Origin of the sequence: Chryseobacterium sp. SIMBA_029 (genome assembly GCF_046535275.1) — a bacterium.
GTDB lineage: Bacteria > Bacteroidota > Bacteroidia > Flavobacteriales > Weeksellaceae > Chryseobacterium.
This window is the reverse complement of sequence record NZ_JAWRXA010000001.1, coordinates 239,623-254,611: the sequence shown is the minus strand read 5'-3', so window position 1 is coordinate 254,611 and position 14,989 is coordinate 239,623. Positions and strand designations below refer to the sequence as shown.

Sequence of the window (14,989 nt, the reverse complement as noted above, 5' to 3'; positions counted from 1 at the left end):
ATGAACTTATTTTTTTTCGGGGCAAAACATCTTTGCATCAAATTTAAAATATGTTACAAAGAAGATTTTTTTTAACCACCGCTGCCGTCTTTTTATTAGGCAGCTTTGCGGTAGCCCAAACCACCATACATGGGGTTGTAACAGATCATCAGGGGAATCTTCCCAATGCTTTGGTCTATCTTGAAAATAAAGGTGAAAAAATAACATCCAATACAGACGGATCGTTTATTCTAAGTAATATTCCGGACGGAAATTACAGACTTGTCGTTGAATATACCGGCTATGAAATTACCTATCTGCCTTTCACTATTAGCGATAAAAAACCTGTAGATCTTGGGATGATCCGCATAAGAGAAAACAAAGCCAAGGAAAATACAATTCAGGAAGTTGTGGTAACCAGTGTTTATAAAGCATCTCAGGCCAGAGCGATTACCATGAAGAAAAATTCCAATACCATTACGGAAGTTTTAAGTGCAGACGCCATTGGAAAGCTTCCGGACCGTAACGCAGCCGATGCTGTACAGCGTATGCAGGGAGTTTCCATTGAAAGAGATATGGGCGAGGGGAGGTTTGTCGCAGTACGGGGAACCCCGGTACAATGGACTTCTTCTACACTCAATGGCAACAGAATGCCGAGTGCCAGTGGTGATAATGCCAACAGAGGGCTGCAGATGGATATCTTCCCTTCAGAACTTATCCAAAATGTACGCTTGTCCAAAGCTTTAACTCCCGATCTCGACGGAGATGCCATTGGAGGGAGCATAGATTTTATTACAAAAACATCACCCAACAAAGAAACTCTCGCCATCAGTACATCCACCGGATATGTGAATATGTCCAGATCGCCTACTTTTAATTCCTCTATTGTCTACGGAAATAAAATTACAGACAAATTAAAGTTCATTTCCTCGGCAGTGATATGGCAGCGATCCAGCGCGATAGACCAGATGCGTAATATTTTCAACTATGGTCTGGGTGGGACTGCATCTAATTCTATCAATCAGCTGCAGTTGCGTGATTATCTGGCTGACAGGAGAACGTTAGGTTTCAATTATGCCATGGATTATGATATCAACAGTAAAAACAAGCTGTATTTCAAAGGTTTATACAGCCAATACAAAGATCAGCAGTCGGTAAGAGAAACATATTTTAATTTTGACAGTAAAAATGTGATGCTGCAGGCAAGGCATGCGGATTATCTTACAGATCTGTATTCTATGCAGATTGGGGGAAACCATCAGGTAGGGCAGCGACTGGAAATAGACTGGTCTGCATCGAAGGCAAGATCTGCTTTTAAATTCAATTCTCCGGGCCAGCTGGATGAACATGACAGGGTATATCCTATTATTAATTTTATACAGCCCATGGGTTATGGAAATCTTGCTTCCGATGGCAGAAAATATTTTGCAATGGACGCTCCCAATGGCGTCGGCGATCAGACAGCGTATACATTACCCTATAATCAAAATACCATTTCAGGCAATCAGTTAAAGCTGAACCAGGTTATTCTCAGCCAGAACCGCAACAGCGAAACAGACTTGCGGGGCCAGGTGGATCTGAAATATATGGTTGCAGAAAATTTCAAATTACAGTTTGGAACCAAATTCAACAATAAGGAAAAAGTGGTAGATGCTGCCGTATTGGTATGGATGCCCAAATCAGCATTAGGAATTCCGGGCGCACCAATAAGTTATATGAATCAGTTTGGACAGACGGATTTTCCATTGAACGGAGGCTTTATGAACCCTCTTGGAAATCCATATCAATCTGTTATCATCAATCAGATTACCAATACCCAGATTGACCAGTTTTACAATGCCGATACCCAAAACAGTCTCGGACTTCAGCAGGTAAGCGGGAAAAACAGCAGTTCCAATATCACCAGCTCTTATCGCGGACAGGAGAATGTTTGGGCAACTTATCTTATGGGTACATGGAAAGTTAATGAAAAACTGCAGTTACTGGGCGGTGTACGGAATGAATATAACGATATTTCCTTTTACGGTAAAAAAGTAGTCTCCACTCAGGCAGGAATTGCAGCAGAGGACATTAAAGACAGTAAAAAGTACAATGTATTTCTTCCGATGATCAATATGAAATGGAATCTGAGTAAAGATCAGATTGTGAGGGCTGCTTACACAAGATCTTTTGCAAGACCGGATTTTAATGACCTTAATCCCGGTACTATCGTGAATGATCTCTCCAGCACGATAACGCAGGGAAATACCCAGCTGAATCCTACATTTTCCAATAATTTCGATCTGATGTTAGAAAACTATTTTGGAAAACTTGACCTTGTAACTGCCGGGGCTTTCTATAAAGATATTACCGATCTGATTTATAAAGATCAATCGATTGTCAGCCTCAATGGGCTGCCTTATACCTTTACCACTCCTAAAAATCTGGAAGGAGCAAAACTCTATGGTTTTGAAGTCGGGATTTCCAAACGTTTTGAAGGGCTTCCGGGGTTTCTAAAACATATTGGTTTCGAAGGAAACTACACTTTTATTGCTTCAGAAATGAAAATGCCGGTATATGAAAACGGCCACCAGACAGGAACCATGAAAACTACGATTCCTAACCAGGCCAAGCATATTTTTAATACCATTTTATTTTATGAAACCGGTTCATTTATGCTCAGGCTGGCAGGAAATTACAAAGGAAACTATGTAAGCGAAATAAGAACTGCTGCAGGTCCGGATCATTATCAGCATTTCGATAAAAACTTTACGGTAGATGCTTCGGCTTCCTACAGCATTCACAAAAACATAAGGCTTTTTGTAGAACTGAATAATATCTTCAATGAACCCAACCGCTATTATATGGGCATTAAATCCAGGGTAGAAAATATTTCGTATTCGGGGATACGGGGTCAGATGGGTGCAACTTTCAATTTTTAATAATACAATAATCTTCAATTTTATGAAAAAATATATCTGTACTGCTGCCATAGCAGCTGCAACGTTATTCCATGCGCAGGAAAAATGCCGGAATATTAAAATCAATCAGATACAGGTGCTCGGAACGCATAACTCCTATGCAGAACCTGTGGATCCCAAAGTGCTTGAATTAGTAGCTCCCATTATCAAAAATGCCATGAAAAGCTATGATTCTGGGATGTCTCCGGAACAAAAAGCAAAATTTCAGGAATATCACCCCAACGGATTAGATTTTAATGAAGCGCTTAATTACAATCATCCGGATTTTATTCAACAGCTGAATGCCCATCTCCGCAGTCTCGAATTGGATGTGTATTATGATCCTACCGGAAACCGTTTTAATCACCCTGCATCGTATCGTGTTTTGAACGAAAAAGGAGTTAAAGATCTTGCTCCCCATAATATTCAAGGATTGGACAAACCAGGTTTCAAAGTACTGCATATGGCAGATATTGATTTCAGATCCCATTATCCGACTTTAAAAGCTGCATTAACAGAACTTCGTCAGTGGTCTGATAAAAATCCGAAGCATACCCCAATTTTTATAATGGTCGAAGCTAAAGATTCAGGTTTTCCTATTTTTCCCAACAGTACTCAGGTTTTACCTTTCGATCAGACAGCCTATGATGATCTGGACAAGGAAATCTCTCAATATCTTGGAAAAAATAAGATCATTACTCCCAAAGAGGTTCAGGGGACATTTCCCACCTTGCGTGAGGCGGTTATTCATGGTAACTGGCCAAAGCTGGAAGACAGCAGAGGCAAATTTATCCTGATGCTCCTTCCTGGAAGTGCCGGAACCCGATCTACTAAAGATAATCCGTATCTGGTCAACGGTTCTCTGGAAAAAAGACTTATGTTCATGGAAAGCGAGCCCGACGACAATTTTGGAGCTTTTATTTTAAGAGATAATGCTCTGGTCCGTCAGAAGGAAATTAAAGAGATGGTACAACAAGGATTTATGGTAAGAACAAGAGCGGATATTGAAACCTATGAAGCTAAAGTAAATGATCCCACCCGTTCAAAAGCTGCCTTCAGCAGTGGGGCACAAGTGGTATCCACCGATTTTTTCAAACCGGGAAACAGCTATGGAACGCCTTATTTTGTGAAACCTCCGCAGGATAAAGATTTTCTTGCCAATCCGGTGAACGGAGAATGTCAATAAAAAAGTTCCGCCTCAAGTTATTCTGAGGCGGAATTTTTATTTTATACAAAGAGCATATCCTTAGTTAAAAGATATTTTTATAAAATTCTGAGTAAGAAGTTACGAGATCTTCAAGACCAAAGCCACGGTTCAGGCCGCTTGTATTGGGCAATACCCAAACTTTAGCCCCACAAAAATCTGCATCCTGAGGTCCCCAGGGGATTTCTTTTTTTCCAGAGAACGCTTTGTATGCCGCTTTACCGAGAAAGGCAATATATTTAGGCTGAAATTGGTTCATTTTATTTTTGAAAGTTTCAAGGGAATGATCAAATTCTTCACTGGAAAGCTCATCTGCACGGGATGTTGCCCTCGCTACGGCAGTCGTCAGTCCATATCCAAAATCTAAAATACTGGTGTCATTTTCAGCTTCAATCTGATAAGGGGTAAATCCTGCCTGATGCAGAACTTTCCAAAAACGGTTGCTTCTTCCTGAAAAATGATGTCCGTCGTCCGAAGATTTTAATCCCGGATTAATTCCGCAAAAGAGGACTGTCAGATCGTTGGTGATGATATCGGTTAACATAGTTTGAATTAAAGGAGATTCTATAGATTTTGTTTTACTATTATTTATTAGGCTTGCTCACATATTTATTGCCTTTTACAAAAAAACGCCATGGCAAGAATGCATCTTCCTGGGCATAGGCAACTCCTATACGAGGTCCGGCGGTAATCTCATCCGGTGTATACCGAATGTTGTGATCTTCAATCCATATCTCTTCTCCGGTTAGATCTTTGGTATTGAAAGAACGGTCAATGCCTAAAGCTTTCGCAGCAGAACCTGGACCGGAAGAAATAGCAGCTTTAGAAGCAGGCATATTCCGCCGGAACTCCATAATCTCTATACCTAGTAAAGGCTCAACAGCCCGCACCAGTACTGCATGAGGCTCGTCTTTAACAGAGCTCACTATATTGAAGAGATGGTGAATGCCATAGCATAGATACACATAGGAAAGACCACCATCATTGTAGAGAATTTCAGTTCGGTCAGTTCGTCGGCCGCCATAAGCATGAGAAGCCTTATCCATTACCCCGAAATACGCTTCTGTTTCTACGATAATGCCTGCGGTGATATTTCCTTCAATCTCAGTAAAAAGTACTTTTCCCAAGAGGTCTTTTGCCAGAAAAACAACGTCCTGATTTTGATAATAAGAAAACGGTAATTTCAAATCTTTTATAGGTTATAATGAAATTTAAAGGTAATCAAAAATTATATTTTTATCCTAAAGAATCAAATGTCAATCGATCAGATAATTTTGCGTAGCAGTTCAAGAGACTGTTCAATTTCCTGTTCATTAAGTGATGCAAATCCCAGTCTAAGACCGTTGGGTATAAATATTTCATTATTATAAAACGAGCCGTCAGCTATTTTTAATCCCTTTTTTGCCGCAGATTGTGAAAGCTCGGATAGGTTAATGGAGGCATCAAATACGGACCAAACAGCAAGGCCGCCTTCAGGAATTTTAAAGTCAATCACATCACTGAACCTGCTATGAAGTATTTCACAAAATAAATCCCTGCGCTGTCTGTATATTTTCAACGATTTACGGAAATGCCTTTCCATTTCTCCATTATCAAACAAAGAAGAAAACGCTTCTTCCAGTAAGGAATCACCTTGTTTATCGATCAGCTGCCTCAATGAAGATGAAGCTTCCACAAAACCCGATTCAGCAATCATAAATCCTGTTCGTAGAGCAGGCGCAAAGGTTTTGGTAATAGACCCGATATAGATAACATTTCTGTTGTGGTCTATACTCGCTAACGGAATATAGGGTTTATTATCATAATGAAAATCGAAATCATAATCATCTTCAATGATCGCAAAACGATATTCTTTGGCGAGCTTCAGAAGTTTCAGTCTCCTTTCCATACTCATCGTTACCGTAGTGGGAAAATGATGGTGCGGAATAATATAAACCGCTTTAATGGTATGATGATGCAGAACTTCCTCAAGAACATCAATATCCATCCCATAATCATCTACCGGAATTCTTAAAAGAGAAGCCCCTGTATATCTGAAAATTTCATCAGCAGAGCGATAATTGGATACTCCTACAGCTATATGATCCGATGCTTTCAGTAAAAGCTGGGCGGCAAGATATATACCCATCTGGCTGCCTTTTGTAATCAGAAGATTTTCAGGAGTAACTACTAAGCCCCTCGTATCCGCCAGATAACGGCACAGGGCATTACGAAGATGCTCCGAACCTTGTGGATATCCATATTTCAGGAAGTTTTTCCCGTAAAATTTTTTAGAGATGCTTCGATATTCACGCATCAGCAGATCTATCGGTGTCAGCCTTACATCAGGAAATCCATCATCAATCGTTAAAACTGATTGCTGGAAATTCTCAGTTTCTTTCTTTCCCATAAAGGGATTATCCCATATAAATGATTCCTTTGGCAGATCCAAATCCCGGGTAGAACTATTTTTTTTACTTTTAGAAAGGGCAGGCAGCTTAGACAATACAAATATGCCTTTACGTTCGATGGATTCAGCCCAGCCCTGGCTTACCAGTTCTTCATAGGCCAGCTTCACTGTATTCCGGTTGAGTGCGGTTAATTCCGAAAGCGTCCGCGTACTGGGCAATGCATCTCCAGCCTGCAGCGTACCATCGGTAATCAGGCTGATAAAGCTATTGCACAGCTGAATATACAATGAAATATTTGATGCTCTGTTAAGCTGTATCAGTGTTTTGTAAGGTAACATTCCAGGTCAGGTATTTTTATTTTACCCTGTAATTTATATTAAAAAAATTATTAATAGATGTAAAACTCTATAAAAAACTGCTTCCATATAAAGTAAGGAAACAGTGATAATTCAGATAAAAAATGATTATTCTAACCAGGAATTAATTGGGTGGTAATACCAATTCTATTCCATGCGTTGATCGTTATGATGGCTAGAATCACCTGGGCCAGATACGTTTCTCCCAAAGCTTCCAGCGCTTCCTGGTACGTTTGATTCTTTACATGATTACTGATCAAAGTAACTTCCTCAGTTAAGGCTAATATCGCACGTTCTTCTTTAGTGAAAAAAGGAGTATCACGCCAGGCATTAAGGGCATAAATACGTTGTTCCGTCTCACCGGATTTTCGGGCTTCTTTTGTATGCATATCAATACAAAATGCACATCCGTTGATCTGTGAAGCTCTGATTTTTATTAAATCCTTATGCGTTGCCGTAAGGGGAGTGCTTTCAATGAATTTTTCAAGACCCAGGATCGCTTTGTATCCTGCCGGTTCTGCCTGATCAATTTTAATACGTGTTGCCATTTTATTATTATTTTATATGTGTTTTATTGGATGTAAATACTTTCTAAAAGAATGGGAGCGTTATTTACCTTTAAAAAAATTGTCCAGGCTCCATTCATAATTAGGTATACGGGAAAGCAGGAAACTTGCAGCAGTTGCTGTAAAGACCCCAAAATTGATTGGTTTTTGTATTCCGACAAAAAGAGTCATAAACACAATAAATGTGAGCGTCAGCAATGAGCCCGCTATCGCAGCATATTTTGTTTTAAAACCTATGATTAAAAGGATGCCGATCACCAATTCACATACAGTAGCGATTCCACCCATTACATTGACCATCGGTCTGTCTAAAAAAGGCATGAGCGTTGTAGTGTAACTAATGAAATTATCCCAATTTCCCCATTCTACATTTCCCGTACCTGCTGGTCCTAAAAGTCCTAATCTGTCTGAAACCGGTGTTAAAAATGTAATCCCCAATGCAAACCTTAACAGAAACTGTGGAATTTTGAATGAATCCTTCATAAATCTTGTATTTTATTGGCACAAAAGTAGGAACATTCTGAACCACTTTATAGATCCAGATTTATCAAATTACATGGCCCAGCAAAATAATGGTTCAGTAGTATTTCAAATATTTTGTGAAAGTTCTTGACTCAACATGTTTTCAACATATTGTAAATAAAAAAGAGCTATATTGATATTCAACTCTAGCTCTTTTTATATGTTAATTGGGATATTATTGTGGGCTTTATGCCATCTTATCCTTTAGGTTTTTCTTATTATTTTTTAATGCCGATAGCTTTTAAAGCAGCGTGCGTTAAATATATTTCTTCAAAAACAGTAAAGGACTCAATATCTTTAAATGTTGGAGACCTTAAGTCACTTTTATTAAAAGTCAGTTCAATAGAATCATCATAGTTGGCTACGATTCTTACCACTGAATAGCCGTTATAATCAATTCTGAATTCTTCAAAAAAACATTTTTGTTCGGCCTTTTGATACATTCTGTGTTCATCAGATCCAACCCCTTCATCATCTGTTCCATTGTTATGTTCGAGTGTTTTCCAGATGGTGTAGTTTTTGGGCATTTTCAGCACGTTTCCTTTTGGATCTACAGGAACAAACATTCCAAGTGTTAGTGGTTTTTTAAGGAAATTAGCATAATTATTCATCAAAGCTAATGTTTGTAAATCAGCATATCCTTCGTGTGAATAATATTCAATCACAAAGGTTGTCATAGGAATCAGCTTGTGAGACGCTTCAGTCGGCATAACCAGTATTTTTTTTTGAGAAATAAATATAATATTTTTATTTATTCTTCCAGCCTCTATTTACAGCTTTCCGATTATTCGTGGTAAACTGTTAATTAAAGCAACAGTACAGAGCTCTGAAGAATGAAATTGATTTTCAATATATTTTATGATTTCATAGTATTTTTTTCAACAAAAGAAAATAATATATTTGCAGATCACCATTGAAAATAAATACTTCAAGAAATTTTAAACTCTTGGGTATACCCATCAAATGTCAGATAACGAAATTACTTACCCCATTTATTCGCCGGCTTCAGTCATTGGGCTTTTCAGCAATGCATTAAAACTGCCTGCAACGGTAAATCTCATTTACCTGAAAGGAAAATATTCTTACGGTGGCGGCAAGGCATATGGGAATTATTATTATGACTATCTGTATTCTGAAGGAGACAATACCAGCATAGGAGTTCGTATATCGTCTTTGATGCGGAGTACAATTATCAATAATGAAATTTATACTTTAAAAGGATTTATAGAGAAGAGTATAAAAAACTCAAGCATAGAACTTCGTTTTGTTGTTGATGAAATCATCCAGCAGGAAGAAAAAGCCATATCGGAAGAAGAACTGCTACGTTATGAACTGATCCAGAAAAAGCTTGAAAAGGGATCAAAAGATTTGGAAACAGTGATCAGAGATAAAATCCTTAAAAACGAAGAAATAAGAATTGCCAACATTTACGGGCACAATGCTATCGTTCAGAAAGATTTTAAAGAAGGGCTGGATGTCTCACAGGCTTTTTTTCATATTTCAGAATATACCTGTAATATCACATCTTCTACTTCCATTCTATCAAAGTTAGGGGAAATCACTGCACTGGATTATGACATTATTGCTTTAGTAAGAGGAGGGGGCGACAGGCAAAGTCTCGAAGCTTTCAACGATTTGAAACTGTCCGAAACATTTATTTCCCTCAACACGGTTACCATTACAGCCATCGGCCATACGGTTGATGAAACATTATTAGACAAACTTGCCGACAGAAGATTCCATCTGCCTCATGATTATGGTGCCGGACTTCATTCCATTATAGAAAAACTTTCTCATGAAAAATCCAATTCCAGAGCTTTACTCATTGAAGAAGTGAAGAAAGACATGGTAAAGCAGTTTCTGGAACAGGTAACCACTCTGGAAAAGCAGCTGAAGAACAAGAATGACGAATTCACAGAAGCTCAAAAAGCATTTAAAGAACAGGCTGAAAATCAGAATAAAGCTTTTACAGACCAATTAAAGCTCCGCAATGAGGAAGTCGAAAAATTAAAAAAGGATCTTTCTGAAAAACATGGGGAACAGCTGAAAATGCTTTCCGAACAGTTGGCAAAAAAGAATGATGAATTCCAGAAATTTCAGGAAGCATCCGCAAAGCAGGCTCAGGATGTACAGAAAAACTTCCAGGATCAGCAGAAGCAGCGCCATGAAGAAATGGATCAATATAAAAAGGAAATCGCCTCCCTTCATGAGAAAAATATACAGTCTGCCGTGAATGAGAAAACAGCCACTTTACATGCTAAACTGGAAACCTATCAAAAAGAAAATACACAGCTTCAGCAAGAGCTGAATACTCATAAACCCAATTATATAAAGCAGATTATTTTTATCATTCTGGCTCTTATTGCAGGAATTATTATCGCTAAAATCCTATAAAAATCAAACATATGTGATTTAATTTAAAAGAACTATATTTACCAGTAAGCATTATTTCTTTAATTAAAACTTAAGCATATGTCATTTGTAACAGCAGAGGGAGCTAGAAAAGCTCAGTTATCCAAATCTGAAAGGCTACCGATTGCGAATGCAATGTTATCAGGTGCCGAAAATATTTCAAAATACAACAGTGGAGTATGCCACGATGTGGTAGGATACGCATTATACATGCTCGGTTCCGGAATAGCTCCCGATGATTTGGTTGAATTATACGGGCAAAAGTGGTTGAATAAATTTAATTACTCCGGAGGACAAAAATGGAATGGATATTCTGTCATTCCAAAAGGAAAAGCGATAGGTTTTTATAGGCTTATTGATAAAACCTGGTTTCATTCAGCGATAAGTACCGGAAACGGAAATGAAATCCGCTCAGTCAATGGATTGGCATTGGGAACCGCTTGGTCTGTACCGGTAGATTTAAAATGGGTGTTGGGAAAAATAAATCCGGATGGAACATTTAATTATGACGGAACCAAAATAGAAGTGTATATCTCTTCTTTATAAAATCATTTCAAACCTTTTCTAAACTGTCAGAAAAGAAAAGAAAAGCCGCTTCAAAAATAAGAAACGGCTGTATATATAGTATGATGTAATGTAGATTAAAAATCCTCTGGAAAAATTCCTGAAGCATACTGCCATATTTCCAGAATGTCTTCCAAAGGAATATCATACGGATCATAAAAAGAATTGTCCGCAGCAACAGTAATGGAGTATTCTTTTTTCCCTTTGAACCTTTTATATGTAATACCGTCATTCGAGGTTACAAACACATAGGTTTTCTCTTCTTTCAACTCACTGATGCTTTCAACATATTTTCCGATAATGAAAGAACCGTCTTTAAACGGCGGCATCGAATCTCCATCAGCAGGAAATGCCCTGAATTTCCCATTTTTAAGAAACGGAAAAGAAATTCTCTGCAAGCCTTCAATGTATCCGGGATCACTGTAACCCGCCAAATACCCCATTGAAGCTTTCTGGGAAACAATCTCAATACTTTCATTTCCTGCCTGATCTACTACAATCGGCAGTACAATCCTGTTATCCGGAAGTTTCAGCATGTCTTCCAAAGGGTATTTTGTAATGTCGACAGACAATAAAAGATCAATGCTTACATGGAAAAATTTTGACATTGTAATCAGTACGTCGATTGGGGGCCGGGATCTTCCGTTTTCATAAGAAATATATCGTGAACGGGTAATTTGTAAATGTTCGGCTATTTCACGTTGAGTTTTTCCCTGCTTACCCCTCAAAAGCCTTATATTATCTGAAAAAATTGACATTGTTAAAAATTAGAATGGTAAAAATACAAATACTTTAAAGATAACACCAACTTTAGAGCTTAGAAAATGATGTCTGGAAGCCTATAAAACCCCATAGATTCAGTAAATTTTGAAATCCTTTGCTTTTTTATCTTCTAAAAATTATCAAAGACGGGAAAACCGTTCTTTTTGAAATTCTCATTTAATATCAAGAAAATCAATCAAATAACCGAAATAACTCATATAATGATATATTCATTAAATATCGTTTATATTAATGGAATATTAAATTATAAAAATATTTAATTATTTTTTTCGAAAACATATTGCTGTATTGTTATTATTCATATCTTAGTGATGTAATAATCATACAAATTTATATCATGAAAAATTTAAAAAAACTAAACAGAAACGAGATGAAAACTATCTCAGGAAATGGATTATTTGACAATATCGGTGGCGTAGTAGGCGGCCTTGGTGGCGCTATTGGCGGTGCAATAGGAGGTGTAGGAGGAGTAATCGGCGGTGCTATTGGCGGCGTTGGTGGAGTAGTTGGAGGTGTAGTAGGAGGCCTAGGTGGTGTTGTAAGTGGTACTCTATGTAACGTACAGTGCGTTATCAATGGAGTAGTACACATCCAGGTTCTTTCATGTGGATCCACTTGTTAAGATTAGTAATGAATTTATAAGGTATACCGCTCTGAAAAGAGCGGTTTTTTTTATGGAATATTCTTAGTTATTAAATTGTATAAAATACTGAATGACAGTAATAAAAACTCATGGAAAGTAAAGAATTAAATACCTATAAAACAATATAAACATTTTCGGGATTAAATTCAATACCAATAAAAATAGCTAAAACATTTTTTACTATATTGGATTAAATAAATTTTAAATGATGAAAAGGTTTTATTTAATTTCTTTGAGTGTTTTTCTTTTTACTATTTCCTGCAAAAAAGAAAATACTACAATTTCTCATTCCGAAGGTGTCGTTAATGTGGAGGATCTAGAAAATATGACTGATGAAAAAAAGCTTGAATTTTTCTCTAAAAGGGAGTTTAAAGGTTTTACCTTGAATAATTTTATTATAAAAAAGATAAATGATCACGAAATCATCCCTAACAATAAGAATACATTAAAAGCTGATTTTTCAGTAGATAAGATTGATTTCAATGTGAAGATTAATTTGACAGATAAAACTAAATTTTATTCTGTTTCTGATAAAAAAATAATGGTATCAAATGATAAGGAAAAGGATTATTTCTCTGCAAATGATAATAGGTACTTTATTTCCGGATATTTTAAAGAAGGAAAGTTTTATTTTGATAAGGTGAATAAATTAGGCTCTTAATTGATCACAAAAATGAATAATTAAAAAATAGTAGATAAAACTTTTAGATTTTTCTACTATTTTTTAATACTAAACATGTCCTTCAATAGCTTGAAGATGATAGTACAGCAACAAATATGGTTTCCGTTAATTATATCAAAATTGCACAATATATATTTGTTAATCAATTACACTTTTGTGTAATATCTAGATGTGATCTTCTAATATCTATACAAACCTTTATTGTAAATTGTGATAGTAATTAATTAAATAATAAGCTTTTAATGAAGAAGAGCAAATACGTGATCATATTCTATTTAACATAATATAAATTATAGGATAAAGTATAATTCAAACATTAAGCTGGTTATCTTGCCAAATGACAACTTCTATTATCCTAAAACATCATAACTTTATCCTACCCAAAAATAAAATAATATGAAACCTAAAATGATCTGGTCTAATCTGGCTGTAGCCAATCTGGAACGCACCTACAAATTTTATACGGAATTAGGATTTACACCAAATGGTCCGCATACTTCCGATCAGCTGGTAAGCTTCTTTTTCGGGGAAAAAGATTTTATTATTCATTTCTTCTTACAACATATAGAAAGCCAACGAAATAGTTTTTACTTTATCTGCTGATAGCAAGGATCAGGTAGATATGTGGGCTAAAGAAATTGAAAAATCCTGCGGAAAAATTATTTCAGAACCTGAGAGCTTCGGAGAAAATTATTATGGTTTTGTTTTTGCCGATCCCGACGGTCACAAGTTTAATGTTTTTTATATGTAAGCTTAAAAAATATTTTTCCTATATTTGAGCTACAACAAATAAATATGAACCGCGCGAACTGTCTGCCTCCTCCGGCACCTTAATATTTTCAAATTGCTTTGAAGTATACTTATGTTGTTAACTTATTAACTACTCGTATTGTTATGCTTCAGATTCTGATGAAAAATATTAATTCAAAATCTTTACAGTTCATTCTCCATGAAAAAATCATATTTATTATTACATCTGGCCGTGATACTGGCCGGATTCACAGGCATATTCGGAAAATTAATCACTCTTAATGAAGGATTGCTAGTCTGGTATAGACTCTTATTTTCCTCAATCATATTATTTGTTATTCTAAAACTGCTGAGAATCCCCTATAACCTCTCCACACAGGAAAAGATCCGTATAATGAAAGTTGGACTGCTTATCACAATGCACTGGCTTTTTTTCTATGCCAGTATCAAATATTCTAATATTTCGATTGGCGTAGTCTGCTATTGTCTTACCAGTTTTTTCACTGCTGTATTCAAACCTTTGCTCGACAATGAGAAGTTTAAGATCTCTGAACTCCTTCTCAGTACATTAACTTTACTGGGGATCAGTCTGATCTTTCACTTCGATGCCTCTTACCAGCTGGGAATTATTTTAGGGATTATTTCTTCTGCTTTAGGAGCTCTTTATACGATTTACAATAATCGTCTGGTCAGGCATTTTGATACTAAGGTAATTAACTTCTACCAAATGATTGGCGGAACCTTATGCCTAGGAGCATTTTTGCCCATTTACCTTGTTTTTTTTCCGTCAGATAGCATAATACCTGACTTAAAAGATGCAGCTTATTTGGGCGTTTTATCACTTTTTTGTACTGTAGGCTTATATGTGGCTTTTGCGGAAGTTTTGAAAAAAATTCCGGCATTTACTGTTAACTTAACCTTTAATCTGGAACCTGTTTATGCGATCATTATGGCATTTTTATTCTTTAATGAAAGCAAAGAAGTTAATGGCGCATTTTACATAGGACTCTCATTTATAGTTATTTCCGTTATCTTACAAACCTTCATTTCAATAAAGAAAGTCTAACTGTTAACAGCCCTCATTATGATATATGAGGGCTGTATATTATGTTAAATTGTGACAGTATCACTTTACGTCATCAGCTTCTGCCTCCAAATAGTAAATTATTTTAGTTTTGTCTCTTTTCAGATTTTAAATA

The 14,989-nt window shown here is 36.6% G+C and carries 16 protein-coding genes; 9 read left to right on the top strand and 7 right to left on the bottom strand.

Annotated elements, in window-relative coordinates; all coding sequences use genetic code 11:
• Positions 1–50 precede the first annotated feature (50 nt).
• Together SB679_RS01225 and SB679_RS01220 are read left to right on the top strand one after the other, a co-directional pair.
• Positions 51–2,900, top strand: a complete 2,850-nt coding sequence (locus SB679_RS01225) for a TonB-dependent receptor (protein WP_410700417.1) — start codon at positions 51–53, stop codon at positions 2,898–2,900.
• Between the two features lie 22 nt (positions 2,901–2,922).
• A complete protein-coding gene (locus SB679_RS01220) occupies positions 2,923–4,104 on the top strand; it encodes a Ca2+-dependent phosphoinositide-specific phospholipase C (RefSeq protein WP_410700416.1) in 1,182 nt (393 codons plus the stop codon).
• Between the two features lie 64 nt (positions 4,105–4,168).
• Here SB679_RS01220 and mug read toward each other — a convergent pair whose 3' ends face one another.
• The 6 genes from mug to SB679_RS01190 form a co-directional block, all read right to left on the bottom strand.
• Positions 4,169–4,666 carry a G/U mismatch-specific DNA glycosylase gene (gene mug, locus SB679_RS01215; protein ID WP_410700415.1) on the bottom strand — a complete coding sequence of 166 codons (498 nt, stop codon included), beginning with the start codon at positions 4,664–4,666 and terminating at the stop codon, positions 4,169–4,171.
• Positions 4,667–4,706: 40 nt separating this feature from the next.
• The gene (locus tag SB679_RS01210; protein ID WP_410700414.1) at positions 4,707–5,309 is read right to left on the bottom strand and encodes a DNA-3-methyladenine glycosylase; all 603 of its coding nucleotides are present in this window, start codon (positions 5,307–5,309) and stop codon (positions 4,707–4,709) included.
• A gap of 77 nt (positions 5,310–5,386) precedes the next feature.
• Entirely contained in the window at positions 5,387–6,850 is a 1,464-nt protein-coding gene (locus SB679_RS01205; RefSeq protein ID WP_410700413.1) for a PLP-dependent aminotransferase family protein, read from the bottom strand.
• A gap of 131 nt (positions 6,851–6,981) precedes the next feature.
• Positions 6,982–7,416 carry a carboxymuconolactone decarboxylase family protein gene (locus SB679_RS01200; protein WP_410700412.1) on the bottom strand — a complete coding sequence of 145 codons (435 nt, stop codon included), beginning with the start codon at positions 7,414–7,416 and terminating at the stop codon, positions 6,982–6,984.
• A 60-nt stretch (positions 7,417–7,476) separates the two neighbouring features.
• Positions 7,477–7,917, bottom strand: coding sequence for a DoxX family membrane protein (locus SB679_RS01195; protein WP_410700411.1), 441 nt, complete (start codon positions 7,915–7,917; stop codon positions 7,477–7,479).
• 257 nt (positions 7,918–8,174) lie between these two features.
• On the bottom strand, positions 8,175–8,666 hold the full coding sequence (locus tag SB679_RS01190; protein ID WP_410700410.1) for a hypothetical protein: 492 nt from the start codon (positions 8,664–8,666) through the stop codon (positions 8,175–8,177).
• A 253-nt stretch (positions 8,667–8,919) separates the two neighbouring features.
• On the opposite strand from SB679_RS01190, the gene SB679_RS01185 reads away from it, so the two are divergent.
• Both SB679_RS01185 and SB679_RS01180 read left to right on the top strand, forming a co-directional pair.
• Positions 8,920–10,350: an exodeoxyribonuclease VII large subunit gene (locus tag SB679_RS01185; protein ID WP_410700409.1), complete on the top strand. Its 1,431-nt coding sequence runs from the start codon at positions 8,920–8,922 to the stop codon at positions 10,348–10,350.
• Positions 10,351–10,428: 78 nt separating this feature from the next.
• Complete coding sequence (locus SB679_RS01180; protein WP_034711329.1) at positions 10,429–10,914, top strand: hypothetical protein; 486 nt, start codon at positions 10,429–10,431, stop codon at positions 10,912–10,914.
• Positions 10,915–11,009: 95 nt separating this feature from the next.
• Here the strand turns inward: SB679_RS01180 and SB679_RS01175 are convergent, their stop codons facing one another.
• Positions 11,010–11,690 carry an XRE family transcriptional regulator gene (locus tag SB679_RS01175; protein WP_410700408.1) on the bottom strand — a complete coding sequence of 227 codons (681 nt, stop codon included), beginning with the start codon at positions 11,688–11,690 and terminating at the stop codon, positions 11,010–11,012.
• A 362-nt stretch (positions 11,691–12,052) separates the two neighbouring features.
• Between SB679_RS01175 and SB679_RS01170 the strand changes: the two genes are divergently transcribed.
• The 5 genes from SB679_RS01170 (at position 12,053) to SB679_RS01150 (ending at position 14,856) form a co-directional block, all read left to right on the top strand.
• A complete protein-coding gene (locus SB679_RS01170) occupies positions 12,053–12,337 on the top strand; it encodes a bacteriocin-like protein (protein WP_410700407.1) in 285 nt (94 codons plus the stop codon).
• Between the two features lie 226 nt (positions 12,338–12,563).
• Positions 12,564–13,019: a hypothetical protein gene (locus tag SB679_RS01165; RefSeq protein ID WP_410700406.1), complete on the top strand. Its 456-nt coding sequence runs from the start codon at positions 12,564–12,566 to the stop codon at positions 13,017–13,019.
• Between the two features lie 417 nt (positions 13,020–13,436).
• The gene (locus SB679_RS01160; protein ID WP_410700405.1) at positions 13,437–13,643 is read left to right on the top strand and encodes a VOC family protein; all 207 of its coding nucleotides are present in this window, start codon (positions 13,437–13,439) and stop codon (positions 13,641–13,643) included.
• Between the two features lie 19 nt (positions 13,644–13,662).
• Entirely contained in the window at positions 13,663–13,791 is a 129-nt protein-coding gene (locus tag SB679_RS01155) for a hypothetical protein (RefSeq protein WP_410700404.1), read from the top strand.
• 198 nt (positions 13,792–13,989) lie between these two features.
• Positions 13,990–14,856, top strand: a complete 867-nt coding sequence (locus SB679_RS01150; protein WP_410700403.1) for a DMT family transporter — start codon at positions 13,990–13,992, stop codon at positions 14,854–14,856.
• The last annotated feature ends 133 nt before the right edge of the window (positions 14,857–14,989 follow it).